Origin of the sequence: Methanoculleus sp. UBA430 (assembly GCF_002506585.1) — an archaeon.
Lineage (GTDB): Archaea > Halobacteriota > Methanomicrobia > Methanomicrobiales > Methanoculleaceae > Methanoculleus.
In genome coordinates this window covers 43,126-61,523 of record NZ_DAXW01000010.1, presented here as the reverse complement: position 1 = coordinate 61,523, position 18,398 = coordinate 43,126, and the positions used below count along the sequence as shown (strand labels likewise).

The window sequence follows — 18,398 nt, the reverse complement described above, 5'->3', positions numbered from 1 at the left end:
TTAAGGGCGGGCAAATAGATGGATATGAAAATACTCGTTGTAGGCGGTGGTGGCAGGGAGCATGCGATCACCAGGGCACTTTCCTGCAACAGCGGCGTGAGAATATTTTCTGTCATGGCACGCAACAATCCGGGAATAGCCCGGCTCGCAGAACGGGTGCTCCTCGAGAACGAGACCAATATCCCGGAGATAGTAGGATTCACCACCGAGAATGCCCTCGACGTTGCGGTCATCGGACCGGAGGCCCCCCTCGAGGCAGGTGTCGTCGATCGCCTCGAAGCGGCGGGAATACCCTGTGTGGGGCCGACCCGCGCCGCGGCCCAAATCGAGACGGATAAGGCGTTCTGCCGCCGGCTGATGGAGCGGCACGGGATCGCGGGGTGCCCGGAGTACCGGGTCTGCCACGACCCGGAGGAGGCACGGCGATTCATCGAGACATACGACGGCGACCTCGCCATCAAGCCCATCGGGCTGACCGGAGGGAAGGGCGTCCGGATCATGGGCGAGCATCTCGATGCCGCAGGGGCGATCGAGTATGTCCGGGAGCTCGGGGGAGATGTCGTGCTGGAAGAGCGGCTCCTCGGGGAGGAGTTCACTCTCCAGGCATTTGTCGACGGCGAGCACCTGGTGCCCATGCCGCTCGTGCAGGACCACAAACGGGCATACGAGGGGGACGTGGGGCCGAATACCGGCGGGATGGGTTCATACTCCATGCCGGACCACATGCTCCCCTTCGTCACCCGCTCGAACTACGAGAACGCGCTCCGGATCATGGAGGATACGGTCGCGGCCATGCGGGACGAGGGAACGCCGTACCGGGGGATTCTCTACGGCCAGTTCATGAACACCCGCGACGGCCCGAGGGTCATCGAGTTCAACGCCCGCTTCGGGGACCCTGAGGCGATGAACGTTCTCTCGCTCCTGGAATCGGACTTTTCCGCGATCGTCCGCCACATCATCAAGGGGGACCTCTCGCCGTCGCACGTCCGGTTCGCGAACCAGGCGACGGTCTGCAAGTATCTCGTCCCCGAAGGCTATCCGGCGGCACCGGTGACTCACGCGCCTCTCACCATCGGCGACTCCGGCGACGCCCTGCTCTACTACGCAAACGTCGAGGAGCAGGACGGGACGCTCTATACCCGGAGATCGCGGACGCTTGCGTTCGTCGGGAGGGGCGAGACACTTGACGAGGCCGAGACGATCGCTGAAACGGCGGCATCCTCGGTATCAGGGCGCGTCTTCCACCGCAGGGATATCGGCACCCGGGAGGTTCTCGATAGGCGATGCCGGCACATGAAGGAGATTGCATGAAGAAGGATTTTCTCTCGATCATCGATATCGACGAGTACGAACTTGAGAGTATCGTCACCGACGCAGTGCGCTTAAAAAGGCTGAAGTGTGCGGGGACCGCACACGAGCTCCTCAGGGGAAAGAGCCTCGGGATGATCTTTGAGAAGGCGTCCACCCGCACCAGGGTATCGTTCGAGGTGGGGATGACCGACCTCGGCGGTCATGCGCTCTTCTTAAACCCCCAGGATATGCAGCTCGGGCGGGGCGAAGAGATCCGGGATACGGCACGGGTGCTCGCCCGCTACGTCGACGCGGTGATGATCCGCGCCTACGAGCACGCCACTATCGAGGAGTTCGCCCGCTACTCGACCGTCCCGGTCATCAACGGCTTATCCGACCGGCTGCACCCCTGCCAGGTGCTGGCCGACATCATGACCTTGAGCGAGCGGTTCGGCGATCTTCGCGGCCTGAAACTCGCGTGGATCGGGGACGGCAACAACGTCTGCAACTCGTGGATACTCTCATCGATCCTGACCGGGATGGAGATCGCGGTCGCAAGCCCCCCCGGGTACCGGCCGAAGGACGCGGTCGTCGATCAGGCACGGGCGGCAGGGAGCAGGGTCAGCGTCGTCACGGACCCGGAGGAAGCGGTCCGCGATGCGGATGTCCTCTACACCGACATCTGGGTCTCGATGGGCGACGAGCGGGAGCGGGCCGAGCGCCTGCGGGCCCTCAAACGTTACACGATCGATTCCCGCCTTCTTGCACGGGCACCACCCAACGCTCTCGTGATGCATTGCCTCCCCGCTCACCGGGGAGAGGAGATCACCGACGAGGTGATGGAAGGGTCGCAGAGCATCGTCTGGGACCAGGCCGAGAACCGGCTTCACGCCCAGAAGGCGCTGCTCCTGCGGCTGATCGCCGGTGGGATGCCTTCGGCGGAGTGAGGAGAAGAAGAGAACATCCATTTTTGGGATAGCCGCCGGACCGGTCCGGGCATGATCCCCGACCGGGACCGGATCATACTGTTCGAAAACATCCACAACCGGGAACGCCCGGCATCACGAATAAGAAAAAAAAGGTATTATTCCGCGACGAACTCATTGAGCCGCGCGAGAAGATATGTCTGCACTTCTTCGACAACCGCTCGCTTCCCGCGGAACGCCAGCAGTTCGCGTGCGTCCCCGTCCATGTTCGCAAACGTCATCTTCTGCGCCCGCCGCACCACTTCCACGTCGTACTTCTCAACGACATCGTAGATCATCTTGCGGGGTACGCCCGGGGGAACGAGCAGATCGAACAATTCTTCGTCAGTCATCAATGATCATATCCTACTTTCCTATTTTGATCCGACGAGACATAATACATGGCCCGCCCCGCACCCCGCCGAGCGGGGTCTTGGGTTTCCCGAGGGAGTTCATGCACCGCCCCATCAGTGCCGCACCCCGGGCAAGGCCGTCGTCAACAAAGACCAGGTGGTCGTTGGGGGTGTCGTAGAGGTTCCGTTCGGTGACACCCTCGACGATGTACTCGGGCTTTCTCCCCGAGATCGCCGCCCGCCCGGTGAACCCGATCGATGAGTTCGGCGGAACCATCCCTCTCTCGACGGCGACATCGATGAGCCGGAGCGCCATCCTCGCGCAGACCCGGTCGACGACCTCGGTCAGCATACCCATGCCGTATTTCTCGTAGAGTTCGTGCCCGATCTCCTCAAGAGCCGGCATCTCGCTGCCGTTGACGCCCGAGTCGCACCCGATGAGAGCGACGCCCGACTTATCGGCCACCTCGGCGCAGACCGGGACCCGCCCGAACCTCGTCCGGTCGGGGGGGACGATCCGGATATCGATGTGCTCGTGACACCGGTCGACGTATTCCTCGACGACGGAACGCTTCCTGCCCCCGAACGCGCCCTTGATGCTGTGATCGCCGAAGAGGTCGAGGGCCGTTCCCGTCCGGTTCTTCACGAGCCCGGTGCCCCGGACGATCGCATCCGGTATGGCACCCGCAAGCCCGCAGAAGTTCCCGATCGTCTGGGCGAACGGGTTGGGCTCATTCGGAGCGACATCGCTTGTGATCCGTCCGTCAAGCGTGGTCCCGAAGTCGATGGAGATGCAGGGGTTGCGAAAGTCGACCGGCGTCCATTTGGCACCCTCCTTGATGCCCGCCATCGCAAGTTCCCCTTCCATCTCGTTTGCCACCATCTCCACGCCGGTGCATCCGATCGGCGGCACGACGCCGGCTACCGCGCCAACGAAGACCAGCCGGTCGGCAAACGAGAACTGCCGGAGTTTCGGGGGGAGGTTGTCGATCGACATCGGCGGCGTCATCTTCCGCGGGGGAACCCCGGCTTCGAGGCAGCCGTTTGCAAGGGCGATGATGAAGTCCCCGACCTGGTCGGGCGAGTCCATCGCCGCCACAACACCGGTACTCCTGACGACGAAGTCGAGATCGTCCTTGATGCTCAGGTGAACCTCGTTGTGGCACTGGATCAGGGTATCACGCACCAGTTCCGTAACCGACTCGCGCGTCAGCTCCGTGCCGTCCAGGGTTGCCCCGAAGACCGTCTCGCCCGGTTTTGGCGGCCGGACGTCACGGCTCATGGTCACGGTCTTGTTGATGACGTAAGACCTGCCTGTCTCCAGGCTCGTGCCGGTCAGGATGCACTTTGTCGTCGTATTGCCCATCTCAACAGACGCCACGATAAAATAAGGCTTCACCCGGTACTCGGGAACACCGTTGCCCGGTCCGTGGGAGAGCGATGGCGGAGGCGGGCTTTCGACGATATGCGGAGTAGGTTTGAAAAAGCGCTCCAAAAAGCGGGCACACATAGTAGTCTTTTCCCTGTCTCGCGGCTTATATTTTTCCATACTCCCCTACGGCGTCCGGGACCCGCAGAGTGAGCAAAAGATTGAGGGGGTCCCGCACAGGTGACGGGCAGCAGTATACCGATTTTTCGGGAGGGTTCTGCTGATTCAGGTAGATGTCTGGGTTTGGAGGCCGCCACCCCTCTCGAACCTCAGGAGTTCGCTGTCGTTGCGCGACCCCGGCAGAGCGCTTATATATGCACGGCGCGGATATCCTCGTTACCGGAAAGGTCCCGGCGCGACGAAGCGCCCGTTCCGCTTCCGGGAGAGGTGAACCATATGGTTGCGCTTTCAGGTGAGATTAAGGAAGTATTCGGCAAAGTCAAAGTCATGCCGATGGCCACGGCATCGAAGAGCGGCGTCCCGAACGTGGCGCCGATGGCATCGATCCAGCTCGTCGGCGACGACACCGTCTGGATCATGGACAACTACATGGTAAAGACGCTTGAGAACCTCAAAGAGAACCCGGTGGTGGCTCTCTACTTCTACGACCCGGACTCCAAGCGCTGCTTCCAGATAAAAGGCTCGACGGAGATCAAGACGTCCGGCCCCGATTACGAGAAGTTCCGCGATCAGGTGAGGACAAAGAGCCACAAATATCCGGCGAAATCGCTCATCGTCATCACGATCACCGACGTCTTCGAATGTACACCGGGAAAAGAGGCAGGGAAGAAGGTGCTCTAAGCACCCTTTAACGTTTCTTGAGGTTCTGGAAGAGGCGCGCCTGCAGTCCGAAGTAGTTCGAGAACCCGACGGCGTGGTTCTGGTCGATCGTCGTCGAGTCGAAGGAGACCAGGTCGTCGGAGTACAACGCAAGGTCCGAGCTCCGGCCGAGCACCTTCAGGCCGCCCTTATACAGGCCGACGTCCACGGTGCCGCTGGCCCGCTCTTGCGTCTTGTCGATGAACGCGTTCAGTGCGTAGAAGAGCGGTTCGTGCACGAGACCCATGTAGGCGAGCTCGGACCACTTGTCGTCGACGATATGCTTGAACGCGAGTTCCGAGCGGGTCAGGACGAGGTGCTCAAGGTCACGGTGCGCGGCAAGAAGGACGGTTGCGGCCGGGTGCTCGTAGTTCTCCCGGGCCTTCAGGCCGAGGACCCGGTCCTCGATCATATCGTTGCGGCCAACGCCGTTCCTTCCCGCGATCCGGTTCAGCTCTTTGATCAGGGCGATGCCGGGAAGGCTCTTCCCGTTGAGAGCGACCGGGATGCCCTTCTCGAACTCGATCCGGACCTCCTCCATGACGTCGGGGGCGTCCTTCGGCGAGACCGTCCAGGCATAGATCTCCTCAGGCGGGTGGAAGGCCGGGTCTTCGAGGTTGCCGCCCTCGATGCTCCGGCTCCAGAAGTTCTCGTCGATGCTGTAGGGCTTGTCTTTTGCCACGGTCACCGGGACGTTGTGCTCCTGCGCGTAGCAGATCTCCCACTCGCGGGTCAGGTTCATCTCCCGCATCGGTGCGACGATATCGTATCCGGCGGACCTGAAGATGAAGTCGAACCGGAGCTGGTCGTTTCCTCTGCCGGTACACCCGTGTGCGATCTTTGACGCGCCTTCCTTCTCTGCAACCTTCACGATCTCTTCGGCGATCAGCGGACGGGCAAGCGCCGTACCCATCGGATACCCCTCATAGGATCCGTTCGCCTTGATCGAGGGGAAGATGCAGTCCGCTACAAACTTCTCCCTGGCATCGATGGTATAGTGCTTGTCTGCAAGTTTCCGGCCCTTCTCTGTTGCCCGGGCGATATCCTCTTCGGGCTGGCCCACGTCGACGGCAACGGTGACGATCTCGTCAAATCCGTAGTGCTCGCGCAGGAGGGGGATACAGATGGAGGTGTCGAGACCTCCCGAAAATGCTAGGACGACTTTTCCCTTTTCCATGGTACTGATCACCGCGTTCCTGGTTTCTGTCTGAGAGACAGACTGGAGTAATCTACATTATTATGACCTTTCACCCAATAAATGAACTGGTATGGATGGGCGCACCGGGAGAAACCGGAACCGTTACCGGGATTCCCGGGGTCGGAGATGGTGGAATGTGGAGTGCATGGGACACGCCCCATGACGGTCCGTTGCGCCGGGACCTCCGGCATAAAGGATTGGCAGATAGAAATCCGGGAAAATGAACATTACACAGCAAACAATCGTCAGACCGCCTATAATTCACAGGATAACGAGCATGACAGCACTTAATTTCAGAATACACCGCAAAATGTCTGAAAAACCTAAATCCCACATGAAATCGGACATTTTAAAAAAACAGAAATTATAACAAAGATGAGATAGATATCGTGAAGCCGGGAGGGTTCCGTCATTTTTGAGAAGTTCCAAAATGAGAACATACCATTACCACAACCAATCATCAGTGTGAAGGGTCTGACCAAGGTATTCGGGCAGGATCCCGGAAAGGCGCTGGAACTCCATCGTTCCGGCCGCTCAAAGCAGGAGATATACAAAGAGACCGGTTCGACACTGGCACTCGATAACGTCTCATTTGAGGTTATGCCGGGCGAGACGTTCGTCCTGATGGGGCTTTCCGGGAGCGGGAAATCGACGCTCCTGCGCTGTATCAACCGGCTTATCGACCCCACCGAGGGTGAGATACGGATCGACGGCGAAGATGTCGTCAGGATGAACCGGGAGGAACTCCAGGCGACCCGGCGGCGCAAGCTGGGCATGATCTTCCAGAGTTTTGCTCTCCTCCCCCATCGGACGGTTCTTGACAACGTCGCCTTCGGGCTTGAGATCCAGGGCATCCCGGCAGACGAGCGTCATAAAAAAGCCGAAGAGGTGCTCCAGATGGTGGGGCTCGGCGGCTACGGGGCGAGCATGCCCGGCGAACTCTCCGGCGGCATGAAGCAGCGGGTCGGGCTCGCCCGGGCGCTCACCAGCGACCCGGACATCCTCCTGATGGACGAGGCGTTCAGTGCCCTCGATCCGCTCATCCGCCGGGACATGCAGGACGAACTGCTGGAGATCCAGCAGCGGCTCGGTAAGACGATCGTCTTCGTCACCCACGACCTCGACGAGGCCTTAAAACTCGGCGACCGCATCGCCCTGATGAAGGACGGCGCGATCGTACAGATCGGCACGCCCGAGGAGATCCTGACGAATCCCGAGAACGCCTACGTCGAGAAGTTCGTCGCTGATGTGGACCTGACAAGAGTTCTCTCGGCAAGCGACGTGATGCGCCATCCCGAACCGGTTGCCCAGTGTACCGCGGGACCCAGGGTAGCCCTGCACCTCATGGAGGAGCACGACATTCCGGGGATATTCGTCGTCACCCGCCAGCGCCTGCTCCGTGGGCGGGTGACCCTCGACGACGCCGTCGAAGCCGTCAAGAAGGGCAAAGCGATGGCGGAAATCCTTATCACCGATATCCCCGTCGTGGCCCCCGACGCATCGCTCTCCGACATCATCTCGCTGATCGTTGGGAGCCCCTACCCTGTGGCGGTGGCGGACGATACGGGCAGGCTCAAAGGAGTCATATCACGCGGCGCCATCCTCGCTGCTCTGGCACGGAAGGGGGAGGATATCAATGCAACTGCCTAAACTCCCCGTGGGAGAGGCCGCCGAGTGGCTCGTTGACTGGATCGAGCTCTACTTCGGCTGGCTTCTTGACGGCATCAGTGAAGGGCTGCGGTATCTCATCGGCGGGTTCCAGGACCTCCTGATCTTTATACCGGCACCCGTCCTGATCCTCCTCGTGAGCGTGCTGGTCTGGTTCGTCACCCGGCGTGATATCAGACTGGCGGGGCTCACCGCGCTTGGCCTGCTGCTGATCTGGGACCTTCAACTCTGGGATCTCGCCATGCTTACCCTGGCACTCGTCCTCGTCTCGACAGTCCTTGCGCTCGCGATATCGATCCCGCTCGGGATCGCGGCTGCGCGGAGCGACCCGCTGAACGCTGCACTCAGGCCGTTCCTTGACTTCATGCAGACCATGCCTTCGTTCGTCTACCTCATTCCTGCTGTGATCTTCTTCGGCCTCGGGAGCGTCCCGGGCATCATCGCGACGGTCGTCTTTGCGATGCCACCGGCGTTGCGCCTCACGAATCTCGGGATCCGACAGGTGCCCCGCGAGTTGATCGAGGTTGCAGACGCCTTCGGCACCACGCCCCGCCAGAAGCTCTTCAAGGTGCAGCTCCCCGTCGCGCTCCCCACCATCATGGCAGGGGTGAACCAGTGCATCATGCTTGCCCTCTCCATGACCGTCATCGCATCGATGATCGGGGCGGGGGGGCTCGGCTACCAGGTGCTTGTGGGCATCCAGCGGGTGGATATCGGGATGGGGTTTGAAGCGGGGCTTGCCATCGTGATCCTCGCGATCATCCTCGACCGGATCACGCAGAACCTTGTGCCGCAGCGTGAGAGCCAGTGACCCATCCCAATAGTATTTTTGAGGGGAACGAGTGGCCGGCTCATCCTCCGGCAAACACGTTCGTATCGACCGAAGAGAGGGTGGATAGTCAGTAGAGGAAAGAGCGTTTTATCGCCGTATGTCCGTCCGATTTGGGTTTTAAAATGGGCCCGTTCGCCAATCGGAACCCGAAAAACCTAAATAACGTTAGACCCATATGTTGAAGCGGTCAAAATCTGGCCTTTTTGCCCTGGGGTGCAAACACGCCAGGAGTGGCATATACCGCCACCTCTGCTCTATGTTCGGGCCATTGGCATCTTGCCGCCCGAACTGTTCGTGAGAACCCGGAACCCCACACAGCCGGATTCTGAACGCCATTTAGCCGCCCAGAAGCGGCAAAAACGATAAGGTGATTATATGGTTCATACGATGAGAAGCACACTCGTACTGGCAGGTATCGTCCTGGTGCTCTGCCTCTTCTCCGCCGGCTGCACCGGCACGGAAGCGACCGAGCCCAAGAAGGAGATCAGCATCGGCTACGTCACCTGGGACTGCGCCATTGCGAGCACCAACGTAATGAAACTGGTCTTTGAAGAAGCAGGATACGACGTCGAACTGATCGCAGTCGACGCAGGACCGCTCTTCCAGGCACTGGCCGGCGGGGATGTCGACTTCACGACGACCGGATGGCTCCCGCACACGCATGAGAGTTACTGGGAGCAGTATGGCGAACAGATCGATTACGTCAGGCCGAACATTCCCGGAGCGGCACGTATCGGACTCGTCGTCCCCACCTACGTGACCATCGACTCGATCGAGGAGATGAACAGTGTCGCTGATCAGTTCGGCGGCAGGATCGTCGGCATCGAGCCCGGCGCGGGCGTCGTGGCCCGGACCGAGCAGGCCATCGATGAATACGGCCTTAATTACAACCTCGTCACCAGCAGCAGCGCCGGCATGGCCGCTGAACTCGGCGCCGCCATCAGCGATGAGGAGTGGGTCGCGGTGACCGGGTGGTCGCCGCACTGGAAGTTCGGCCGTTACGACCTCAAGTTCCTCGAGGACCCGAAGGGTGTCTACGGCGGGGCCGAGGATATCGTGACCCTCGCACGGCAGGATCTCGCGACCGACGACCCGGAGGCCCGTGCAATCCTTGAGCGGTTCGAGTGGACCGGCGAGGATATCGCCTCGGTCATGACCGATATCGCGGGCGGCATGCCTGAAGAGGAAGCCGCACAGAAGTGGATCGACGCCAACAGCGAGAAGGTCGATCTCTGGCTCGGGACAGCATAACCCCCTCTTTTTTCGGCTTTGTTGAAACTCTCTTGGGAGAGTCATCGTTTGTGTCCCAGACACGGATTCCGAGGAGACATCACCATGAGGGGGGTGGGGACAAAGGGAAGTGCGAATGAAGTGAGCATGAGAAGACCTTCGGCCCTCTCGAACTCCTGCCCTACGGACAGCTGTTCGTTGGAACGTCGCACCCTTCGACCCGTCGCTCTTCGCGTGAGCTGAAGTGGACGGCAACACCGGAACAAAAAGAGAGGGGGACCAAATCCCAGATCACGCCGACCCGATGTAGTGCCCGAGCGGTTCGAGGGTGATCTCCTCGCGCTTGATGGCGTCGATCGCCATCGCCGCAGCCCGGGCCGCCTGAAGCGTTGTGATATAGGGTATGCCGTAATCGACGGCGGCCCGCATGATCTGGATGTGGTCCTGCCGCGACGCCTTGTCCGCCGGGGTGTTGATGATCAGCCGGATTCCCCCGGAGCGCATGACGTCGATGACGTTCGGGGACCCTTCCTGGACCTTCCGCACGAGGTTGGTCTCGACGCCGTTCTGGGTGAGGTAATCGACCGTCCCGCTCGTACCGTAGAGGGAAAGGCCGAGGTCGCGGAGCTTTCGCGCGATCGGGAGGAGCTCCTCCTTCTGCTCGTTTGTCACCGATATGAAGACGTTGCCCGTCGTCGGCAGGGTGTTCTCTGCGGCGGTGCATGCCTTGTAGTAGGCACGGCCGAAGTCGTAGTCGATCCCCATCACCTCGCCGGTGCTCTTCATCTCCGGCCCGAGCACGGTGTCCACGCCGGGGAGCTTGTTGAAGGGGAGGAGCACCTCTTTGACCGCGACGTGCTCGATCTCGGGCTCGGCAACATTCATATCGGCCAGTTTCTTGCCGACCATCACCTTCGCGGCGAGCTTCGCGAGCGCGATGCCCGTCGCCTTCGCGACGAACGGCACGGTCCGGCTCGCACGCGGGTTTGCTTCCAGGACGTAGACGACGTCGTTCTGGACGGCATACTGGATGTTGATCAGCCCGACGACACCAAGACCGAGGGCGATCCTCTTCGTGTAGTCGCGCACCCGCGCGATGACAGATGGAGAGAGGGACTGCGGCGGGATGACGCAGGCCGAGTCGCCGGAGTGGACGCCGGCCCACTCGATATGCTCCATGATCCCGCCGATCAGGACGTCCGTCCCGTCGGAGACCGCATCGACGTCGATCTCGACGGCGCCCTGGAGGAAGGAGTCGATCAGCACCGGGTGCTTCTTGCTCACCCGGACGGCCTCTGTGATGTAACTCTCGAGTTCGGCATCGTCGTGGACGAGTTCCATCGCCCGCCCGCCAAGGACGTAGGACGGCCGGACCAGCACCGGGTAGCCGATCGCCCGCGCCATCGTTCGCGCCTCGTCCTCCGAGTAGGCGGAAGAGTTCGCCGGGCTCGGGATATCAAGCCGGGTGAGAAGCCGGCTGAACCGGTCGCGGTCTTCCGCCGCATCCATGGCATCGGGCGACGTGCCGAGGATCCTTGTCGTAAGGCCGAGGCGCCGGATCTCCGCTTCCAGCGGCACGGCCAGGTTCACCGAGTTCTGGCCGCCGAACTGGACCATGACGCCGTAGTAGTCGTCCATCCTGAGGATGTTCACGACGTCTTCAAGCTGCATCGGCTCAAAGAAGAGCCGGTCGGATGTATCGGCGTCGGTCGAGACCGTCTCGGGGTTGTTGTTGACGATGTGGACCTCGATCCCCTCTTCCTCACGGAGCGCCATCACCGCGTGGACGGTGCAGTAGTCGAACTCGATCCCCTGCCCGATCCGGATCGGCCCGGAGCCGAGGATCAGCACCTTCTTCGCGTCGTTTCGGGAGAGTTCGCACCCCTCCTCCCACGTGGAGTAGAAGTAGGGTGTGGTGGCCGGGAACTCCGCGGCGCAGGTGTCCACCATCTTGTAGGTCGGCCTCCCGGCGATAGCCGCGATCTCATCGGGGGTCTTTCCCGTCAGCGCCTGCAGGTCCTCGTCCGAAAAGCCGTAACGTCTCGCGACCCGGATCTCCTCCGGCGCAAAAGCGGTCTCGAGTTTCCGTTCGAGGTCCACAATGTTCTTGATCTTCTCTAAAAAGAATGGCGTGATGGCGGTGAGACCGGCAACCTCCTCGACCGTGAACCCCTCGCGGAAGGCGTCAAAGAGGCACCCGAACCGCTCGTCCGTCGGGGACGTAAGGATCATCCGGATCTCACTCTGGCTCGTGTGCCGCTGCATATCGTTATCGAGCGACCGGAGCGCCTTCTTGAACGCCTCCTCGACCGTCCGCCCGATCGCCATCACCTCACCGGTGCTCTTCATCGCCGTGGTGAGCGTCCGGTCCGCGGACTTGAACTTGTCAAACGGCCACCGCGGCACCTTCACCACCACGTAGTCGACGGCAGGCTCGAAGGATGCCGGGGTGACGCCGGTGACCGGGTTCATGATCTCGTCGAGCCGCAGCCCGATCGCGATCTTCGCCGCCACCCGGGCGATCGGGTAGCCGGTCGCCTTGGACGCGAGTGCGGACGACCGCGAGACCCGGGGGTTCACCTCGATGATCCGATAGTCGCCGTCTTTGTAGGCGAACTGGATGTTGCACCCGCCCTGGACATCGAGCGCCCGGATGATCTTGATGGCAGCGGTCCGGAGCGTCTGGAACTCGTCGTCCCGTAGCGTGAGGATGGGCGCGACGACGACGCTCTCGCCGGTATGGATGCCCATCGGGTCGACGTTCTCCATACCGCAGACGATGATGCAGGTGTCTGCCGCGTCCCGCATCACCTCGAACTCGATCTCCTTCCACCCGGCAACGCTCTCCTCCACGAGCACCTGGTGGATGCGGGAGCGGGTGAGACCGATCTCGATGATCCGCCGCATCTCCTCGGGCGTGTGCGCCACGCCGCCGCCGGAGCCGCCGAGGGTGTACGCCGGCCTGATGATCGCCGGGAGGCCGACCTCGCGGATGGCCTCGTCGATCTGGTTCATATTCTCGAGGATCATGCTCCGGGGGACGGGCTCGCCGATCTCATTCATCAGATCCCGGAACTGCTCCCGGTCTTCTCCCCGGTAGATTGCCTCAAGCGGGGTCCCCAGGATCTCCACGCCCTCAAGCGCACCTATCTCCGCGAGCTCCGCCGTCATGTTCAGGCCGGTCTGGCCGCCCATGCCGCTCAGGATACCGTCCGGCTTCTCTTTCTGAATGATCCTGGCTATGATATCAGCCTTCAGGGGCTCGATATAGATGACATCGGCCGTGTCCGGGTCGGTCTGGATCGTCGCGGGGTTCGAGTTGACGAGGACGACCTCGACACCCTCTTCCCGGAGCGCCCGGCAGGCCTGCGATCCCGAGAAGTCGAACTCGGCCGCCTGCCCTATCTGGATTGGGCCGGAGCCGATGATGAGGACCTTTTTGATGTGAGATTTCTTCGGCATGACTAGATCCCCCCGTAGACGCGGTCAAAGAAGTGCATCTCCGTATCCCGCGGCCCGCCGTGCGCCTCCGGATGGAACTGGACGCAGGTGATATTGAGATCCGCGTTCTCGAACCCCTCGACCGTGCCGTCGTTCACGTTCCGGTACGAGACGGTGCATCCTTCGGGTAGCGTCTCTTCGTCCACCGCAAAACCGTGGTTCTGTGTCGTGATGTAGATGCTCCCGTCCCGATAACGGACCGGCTGGTTCGTTCCCCTATGTCCGAACTTCATCTTGTAGGTCTCGGCACCGAGCGCAAGGGCGGCTACCTGGATACCCATGCAGATGCCGATGACCGGCACCTCGCCCGCGAGGTCCCGGACGCATCGAATGGCGCCTGTTGCCCGTCGCGGGTCGCCGGGCCCGTTGCTGACGAAGAGTGCGTCGGGCTCTGCCGCCATCACCTCGTCAGGTGTGGCGGTGTGCGGGAAGACGCGGATATCGGCGCCGCGGTGGCTGAGGCTTGAGAGAATATGCCGCTTTACACCGAGGTCGATGACGGCGATCCTTTTTCCGGGGCCGCTGATCCGGTAGGGCTCGGGGCAGGAGACGCTCCCGATCAGATCGAGATCGCTGATAGGAGGGGCAGTCCTGGCGTGCCGGACAGCATCTTCTCCGTCGTCGCTCCCGACGATGAGGGCTGCCCGGAGCGTACCGACCGTCCGGGTCTTTATTGTCAGGCTGCGAGTATCGACGCCCGATATACCCCGAAGGCCGTTTTCTTCAAAATATACTGCAACCGATGGTTGCGTTGTGGGTGTGCGGGAGACCTCCCGCACGACGCAGCCCCGCGCGTGGACCTCTGGACTCTCAAAATTCTGGTGATCTACACCGTAATTTCCGATGAGGGGGTAGGTAAACATCAATACCTGCCCGGCATAACTGGGGTCCGTCAATGCCTCCATGTAACCGGTCATCTGCGTCGAGAAGACGAGTTCACCGGAACATACCCCCTCAACGCCAAAACCATCCCCTACAACAAATGTTCCGTCTTCAAGACCCAGAACCGCCTTCATGAATTACCATATCATGTGGGGCAGATTCCTTATTAACGGTAGTGACGGATCGAACCGCTTCCAGGAACCCCCGCCGGAAATGCGTAGTTACAGAGCGCGGCGGTCCGAAATATTGAAGTTCACAGAGCGCCGGGTGAGACCTGATGACCGGGAGCGCGGAGGAGAAGACCGCAACGATTGAGACACCCGATGGGACGTTTACCGTCAGGCTCACGTGCGAGGATCTCGGGCGCATCTATCCGGGCATGGTCAGGTACACCATCACGGTTATCCGCGGCACCGAGGTGGTCTACACCTATGCCATCAACTCCTACGAGAGCGCACGCCAGGGTTCCCTCCTGGACACCCGGGTGGCGGCCGAGATCGTCTTTGCCCGGCTCGCGCACGACGTGGCATCCCGCCCCCATATCTACACCCGGCCGCGGGTCTTCATCCGGCCGCTTCCGGGCGGCGGCACGACGGACGTCGTCATCCTGCAGGGGAGCCCGCGCCGGTTCGGGAACTCAGCAGCGATTGCGTCATGGTGCGACGACGAGGCCGCCCGATCCGGCCTCTCCTCCCGGATCTTCTTTCTGCAGGAGATGGATATCCGCCCGTGCATCGGCTGCTACACCTGCTACAACAACGGTTACTGCCCGGTTGACGACGATATGCCCCCCATCATCCGTGCAATCGAGTCTGCCTCCGTCCTCGTCGTCTGCACCCCGGTCTACACCGGCACCGTCCCGGCGGGCCTCAAAGCGGTGATAGACCGTTGCCAGTGGCTTCACGCCCGTGAGAAGGTATTGGAGAAAGAGGTGCATGCCCGGGGCCTGCTCGTCGCCGTCGCAGGTCGGCGGGGAGCCGAACCGTTCGTCTGCGTAACACGTGTGGTCGGCATGTTCATGGAGAACCTGGGTATCCGCCCGACCGGGCCGGTGCTGGTCGGCGACCTCGACAGGGTGCGGGATGTGGAGAAGATCGAGGGGGCTGAAGGCGACATCCGGGCGGCACTGCGTGCGCTGCTCGCTCCTCGGGACGAAGAATAATATATTCTCAAATCCCCCACCGATGATGCATGGCAGAAGTGATTGTTGAGATTGTCGGGTTTATGGAGTCCGAATGCGGCCCGTTCCCCTGCGACGAGACGCGATCCTGCGGCCTCGATACCTGTTACCCATCGAATAGCCTGATGGACGCCATCGGCGCCCTGCGCGACGAACTCCTCGACCTGTATGGCGATAGGGTCGAGGTGAAGACGACCCTGCTTGACGAGGCGATGCCCGATCACATCAGAACGATCATCGAGGAACGCCACCCGCCTATCCCGATCATCCTCGTCAACGGGCGGCTTACGTCTATCGGGAGGGTCTCGCTCGACCTGATAAAAGAAGAGATTGAGTATGCTCTTGAAGAGTCTTAGAAGATCTTCTTCAACTCTCCGGTCGCGAGGTCGAAGTACAGGCCGTGGAGCCGGACCCGCCCTTCTTTTTCCGCAGCCCTGACCGGCGGGTAGGTGCGGAGGTGCTCAAGCTGCAGGCCGACGTTCTCAATCTCGATGAGCCGCCGCCGGGTCTTCTCCTCCTCGGGGCTTTGCGGCACCTGCATCCTGGCATCGACACGGCGTTTCGCCTCCATAGCGTTGTTGAGCCAGAGCGGAATGTAGGCGTCCGTGCTCTCGTGGTCAAGGCCCTTTATGGCGCCGCAGTCCGAGTGGCCGCAGACGGCGATATCTCCGACCTTGAGGTGGTTGACCGCGTACTCGAGCACGGTCGCGAAGTTCCAGTCGTGAACCGGGACGATGTTGCCGATGTTCCGCTGTACGAAGATCTCCCCGGCCTTCGAGCCTGTGATGCGCTCGGGATCTACTCGTGAGTCCGAGCACCCGATCCAGAGGACCACCGGGTGCTGGCCTGACGCCAGCGGACCGTAATGCTCAGGGTCTTTGTCGAAATCTTCTTCCAGGAACCGCTTGTTACCCTCAAGAAACTTCTCGATCATCTATGTACTCCATAAGCGTTGTGGGCGACCGTCTCGGATAGGTGCGCCTCTGAAGAGGGGGTTACTCTCGAGGGTTAAAAAGGTATATACCTGCATGTTGCGGGGCAACGCGCAGTCCGGGAGCCGGAGAAACAAACGGCATTCCGGGCCGCGATAGAGCCGAGAATGCCGGAACACCTCTGTACATCAATGCCCGGATCAGGGGCGCGGGGTACCCGGTTCACCATGACGCCGTTACAAGGTACGTTAACAAATTCCAATGGTTTATAACAACTTTCTTCAGCAGGGGCCACGGCGCCGGCGAGGGGTATGCGCTCCCCAAAAAAAGAGGAGTTATCTCTGGACGGCGCCGAGGTTCGCCTGCTCGACGGTCTGCACGTAGCGGGCGAGCACGCCCGTAAGCCGGCGCTCCGGAGGCTTCCAGGCCCGGCGGCGCTCCTCAAGGGTCGCTCTCTCGACAATGAGGTCGAGGGTTTTTGCATAGAGGTCGATCACGATCTCGTCGCCGTCCTCCACGAGGCCGACCGGTCCGCCGACCGCGGCCTCGGGGGCGACGTGCCCGATGCACGGGCCCCGGGTGCCGCCCGAGAAGCGCCCGTCGGTGACCAGGGCAACCCGGGCATAGCCGAGGCCCATCAGCGCCGAGGTCGGCGAGAGCATTTCAGGCATCCCCGGTCCTCCCCGCGGGCCTTCGTAACGGATCACGACGACGTCGCCTTCCGCGATCTCACGGTGAAGGATCGCCTCCATCGCGGCAGCCTCACCGTCAAAAACCCGCGCCGGGCCCCGGTGCCGCCACATCGCCTCAGGTACGGCAGCGCACTTGACGACCGCGCCGTCGGGAGCAAGCGTTCCCCGCACGATCTTCAGGCCGCCCGCCGGGTTGACCGGGGCGTCGGCCGTCTTGATCACGTCCGGGTCGGTGACCTGCGCGCTCTTCGCGATCTCAAGGGTTGAGCGGCCCGAGACCGTCGGGGCGTCGTCGAGGTAGCGCTCGAGCATCTTCAATATCGCGGGGATCCCTCCTGCCCGGTGGAGGGCGAGCATCGAGTGCGGGCCGCCGGGCTGCATGTGACAGATGTGGGGAGTCGCCTCGGCGACGGCGTTGAAGGTCTCAAGGTCGAGCGGGATCCCTGCCTCGCGGGCGACGGCCATCAGGTGAAGCACCGTGTTCGACGACCCGCCAAGCGCCATGTCTACCCGGATGGCGTTCTTGAGGCCTGTAGGGGTGACGATATCCCGCGGGCGGATTCCTTCCCGGACAAGGTCGACCGCCCGCTCCCCGCTCTCGCGGGCTATGCGGAGTTTTGCTGCGTCGACCGCGGGGATGGCGGCACACCCCGGGAGGGAGAGGCCCAGCGCCTCGGTCACGCACGCCATGGTGTTTGCGGTATACAGTCCCTGGCAGCTCCCGCAGCCGGGCATCGCTGCGCACTCAAGGCTCCCGAGTTCCTCTTCGCTCATCGTGCCGGCGGCGACCCTGCCCACGCCCTCGAAGATATCGATGAGGGAGAGTTCGCGGCCCGCTGCGTAGCCGGGGAGCATCGGGCCCCCGGTGACGACGATCGTCGGGATGTTGCACCGCACCGCCGCCATGAGCATACCGGGGACGATCTTGTCGCAGGTCCCGATAGAGACCAGGCCGTCGAACCGGTGCGCCTCGACCATCAACTCGACGGCGTCGGCGATGTTCTCCCGCGAGGGGAGCGAGTAGCGCATCCCCTCGTGGCCCATCGCGATCCCGTCGCAGATGCCGATGGTCCCGAACTCGAACGCCACCCCGCCCGCGGCCGCGATGCCCTCCTGCACTTTCTGTGAGATCGACCGGAGGTGGATATGTCCGGGGACGATCGTGTTATACGCGTTCGCTATACCGATGAAGGGCTGGTCCATCTCCCGGTCGGTCACGCCGAGCGACCTGAGCAGCGCCCGGTTCGGAGCACGCTGGTAGCCTTTCTTAACCGTCTCACTCCGCATGGTAATCCTTGTAGAGGGTAAGCGCGCGGGGGGAGAAGAGGGTTCCGGTTGGGCGGGCTGTGGTGCAGGTGGAATTTCCTTGCGTGACGAAGGCGGGTGGTTTGTCACGTGCGCGAACGCTACCTGGCGCACTCTTTAAG

At 61.8% G+C, this 18,398-nt stretch carries 15 protein-coding genes; 8 read left to right on the top strand and 7 right to left on the bottom strand.

The features are described 5' to 3' along the window. Positions 1-18 precede the first annotated feature (18 nt). Together purD and argF are read left to right on the top strand one after the other, a co-directional pair. Positions 19-1,311 carry a phosphoribosylamine--glycine ligase gene (purD, locus tag BRA49_RS09040; RefSeq protein ID WP_292385360.1) on the top strand — a complete coding sequence of 431 codons (1,293 nt, stop codon included), beginning with the start codon at positions 19-21 and terminating at the stop codon, positions 1,309-1,311. Further along, positions 1,308-2,237 carry an ornithine carbamoyltransferase gene (gene argF, locus BRA49_RS09035; protein ID WP_292385358.1) on the top strand — a complete coding sequence of 310 codons (930 nt, stop codon included), beginning with the start codon at positions 1,308-1,310 and terminating at the stop codon, positions 2,235-2,237. Before purD ends, argF begins: the two co-directional genes overlap by 4 nt. Before the next feature lie 137 nt (positions 2,238-2,374). On the opposite strand, the gene BRA49_RS09030 is transcribed toward argF, so the two are convergent. Both BRA49_RS09030 and BRA49_RS09025 read right to left on the bottom strand, forming a co-directional pair. Then, positions 2,375-2,608: a hypothetical protein gene (locus BRA49_RS09030; RefSeq protein WP_292385356.1), complete on the bottom strand. Its 234-nt coding sequence runs from the start codon at positions 2,606-2,608 to the stop codon at positions 2,375-2,377. A gap of 13 nt (positions 2,609-2,621) precedes the next feature. After that, positions 2,622-4,118, bottom strand: a complete 1,497-nt coding sequence (locus BRA49_RS09025; RefSeq protein ID WP_292385354.1) for a methanogenesis marker 14 protein — start codon at positions 4,116-4,118, stop codon at positions 2,622-2,624. Between the two features lie 315 nt (positions 4,119-4,433). On the opposite strand from BRA49_RS09025, the gene BRA49_RS09020 reads away from it, so the two are divergent. Next, a complete protein-coding gene (locus BRA49_RS09020; RefSeq protein WP_292385352.1) occupies positions 4,434-4,838 on the top strand; it encodes a pyridoxamine 5'-phosphate oxidase family protein in 405 nt (134 codons plus the stop codon). 7 nt (positions 4,839-4,845) lie between these two features. Here BRA49_RS09020 and BRA49_RS09015 read toward each other — a convergent pair whose 3' ends face one another. Next, entirely contained in the window at positions 4,846-6,033 is a 1,188-nt protein-coding gene (locus tag BRA49_RS09015) for an argininosuccinate synthase (RefSeq protein ID WP_292385350.1), read from the bottom strand. 480 nt (positions 6,034-6,513) lie between these two features. On the opposite strand from BRA49_RS09015, the gene BRA49_RS09010 reads away from it, so the two are divergent. From BRA49_RS09010 to BRA49_RS09000, 3 genes are all read left to right on the top strand, one after another. Next, entirely contained in the window at positions 6,514-7,704 is a 1,191-nt protein-coding gene (locus BRA49_RS09010; RefSeq protein WP_292385416.1) for a quaternary amine ABC transporter ATP-binding protein, read from the top strand. Next, complete coding sequence (locus tag BRA49_RS09005) at positions 7,691-8,533, top strand: ABC transporter permease (RefSeq protein WP_292385348.1); 843 nt, start codon at positions 7,691-7,693, stop codon at positions 8,531-8,533. The genes BRA49_RS09010 and BRA49_RS09005 overlap by 14 nt, the downstream gene beginning before the upstream one ends. 396 nt (positions 8,534-8,929) lie before the next feature. Continuing rightward, positions 8,930-9,805, top strand: a complete 876-nt coding sequence (locus BRA49_RS09000; RefSeq protein ID WP_292385346.1) for a glycine betaine ABC transporter substrate-binding protein — start codon at positions 8,930-8,932, stop codon at positions 9,803-9,805. Between the two features lie 270 nt (positions 9,806-10,075). On the opposite strand, the gene carB is transcribed toward BRA49_RS09000, so the two are convergent. Continuing rightward, positions 10,076-13,246 carry a carbamoyl-phosphate synthase large subunit gene (gene carB / locus BRA49_RS08995; RefSeq protein ID WP_292385344.1) on the bottom strand — a complete coding sequence of 1,057 codons (3,171 nt, stop codon included), beginning with the start codon at positions 13,244-13,246 and terminating at the stop codon, positions 10,076-10,078. Between the two features lie 2 nt (positions 13,247-13,248). Next, entirely contained in the window at positions 13,249-14,301 is a 1,053-nt protein-coding gene (gene carA, locus BRA49_RS08990) for a glutamine-hydrolyzing carbamoyl-phosphate synthase small subunit (RefSeq protein ID WP_292385342.1), read from the bottom strand. A gap of 143 nt (positions 14,302-14,444) precedes the next feature. Here carA and BRA49_RS08985 point away from each other — a divergent pair, with 143 nt between their 5' ends. Further along, positions 14,445-15,329 (top strand): flavodoxin family protein, encoded by an 885-nt coding sequence (locus BRA49_RS08985; RefSeq protein WP_292385339.1) that lies wholly within the window; start codon positions 14,445-14,447, stop codon positions 15,327-15,329. A gap of 29 nt (positions 15,330-15,358) precedes the next feature. Beyond that, complete coding sequence (locus tag BRA49_RS08980; RefSeq protein WP_292385337.1) at positions 15,359-15,703, top strand: hypothetical protein; 345 nt, start codon at positions 15,359-15,361, stop codon at positions 15,701-15,703. On the opposite strand, the gene BRA49_RS08975 is transcribed toward BRA49_RS08980, so the two are convergent. Next, positions 15,700-16,281 carry a carbonic anhydrase gene (locus tag BRA49_RS08975; protein ID WP_292385335.1) on the bottom strand — a complete coding sequence of 194 codons (582 nt, stop codon included), beginning with the start codon at positions 16,279-16,281 and terminating at the stop codon, positions 15,700-15,702. The genes BRA49_RS08980 and BRA49_RS08975 overlap by 4 nt on opposite strands. Before the next feature lie 333 nt (positions 16,282-16,614). Next, positions 16,615-18,258: a dihydroxy-acid dehydratase gene (gene ilvD, locus BRA49_RS08970; RefSeq protein WP_292385332.1), complete on the bottom strand. Its 1,644-nt coding sequence runs from the start codon at positions 18,256-18,258 to the stop codon at positions 16,615-16,617. Between the last annotated feature and the right edge of the window lie 140 nt (positions 18,259-18,398).

Bases quoted from the DNA above. Each gene is read 5' to 3' on its own strand.
- purD (WP_292385360.1), top strand. From the start codon at position 19: ATGGATATGAAAATACTCGTTGTAGGCGGTGGTGGCAGGGAGCATGCG.
- argF (WP_292385358.1), top strand. From the start codon at position 1,308: ATGAAGAAGGATTTTCTCTCGATCATCGATATCGACGAGTACGAACTT.
- BRA49_RS09030 (WP_292385356.1), bottom strand. From the start codon at position 2,608: ATGACTGACGAAGAATTGTTCGATCTGCTCGTTCCCCCGGGCGTACCC.
- BRA49_RS09025 (WP_292385354.1), bottom strand. From the start codon at position 4,118: ATGTGTGCCCGCTTTTTGGAGCGCTTTTTCAAACCTACTCCGCATATC.
- BRA49_RS09020 (WP_292385352.1), top strand. From the start codon at position 4,434: ATGGTTGCGCTTTCAGGTGAGATTAAGGAAGTATTCGGCAAAGTCAAA.
- BRA49_RS09015 (WP_292385350.1), bottom strand. From the start codon at position 6,033: ATGGAAAAGGGAAAAGTCGTCCTAGCATTTTCGGGAGGTCTCGACACC.
- BRA49_RS09005 (WP_292385348.1), top strand. From the start codon at position 7,691: ATGCAACTGCCTAAACTCCCCGTGGGAGAGGCCGCCGAGTGGCTCGTT.
- BRA49_RS09000 (WP_292385346.1), top strand. From the start codon at position 8,930: ATGGTTCATACGATGAGAAGCACACTCGTACTGGCAGGTATCGTCCTG.
- carB (WP_292385344.1), bottom strand. From the start codon at position 13,246: ATGCCGAAGAAATCTCACATCAAAAAGGTCCTCATCATCGGCTCCGGC.
- carA (WP_292385342.1), bottom strand. From the start codon at position 14,301: ATGAAGGCGGTTCTGGGTCTTGAAGACGGAACATTTGTTGTAGGGGAT.
- BRA49_RS08985 (WP_292385339.1), top strand. From the start codon at position 14,445: ATGACCGGGAGCGCGGAGGAGAAGACCGCAACGATTGAGACACCCGAT.
- BRA49_RS08980 (WP_292385337.1), top strand. From the start codon at position 15,359: ATGGCAGAAGTGATTGTTGAGATTGTCGGGTTTATGGAGTCCGAATGC.
- BRA49_RS08975 (WP_292385335.1), bottom strand. From the start codon at position 16,281: ATGATCGAGAAGTTTCTTGAGGGTAACAAGCGGTTCCTGGAAGAAGAT.
- ilvD (WP_292385332.1), bottom strand. From the start codon at position 18,258: ATGCGGAGTGAGACGGTTAAGAAAGGCTACCAGCGTGCTCCGAACCGG.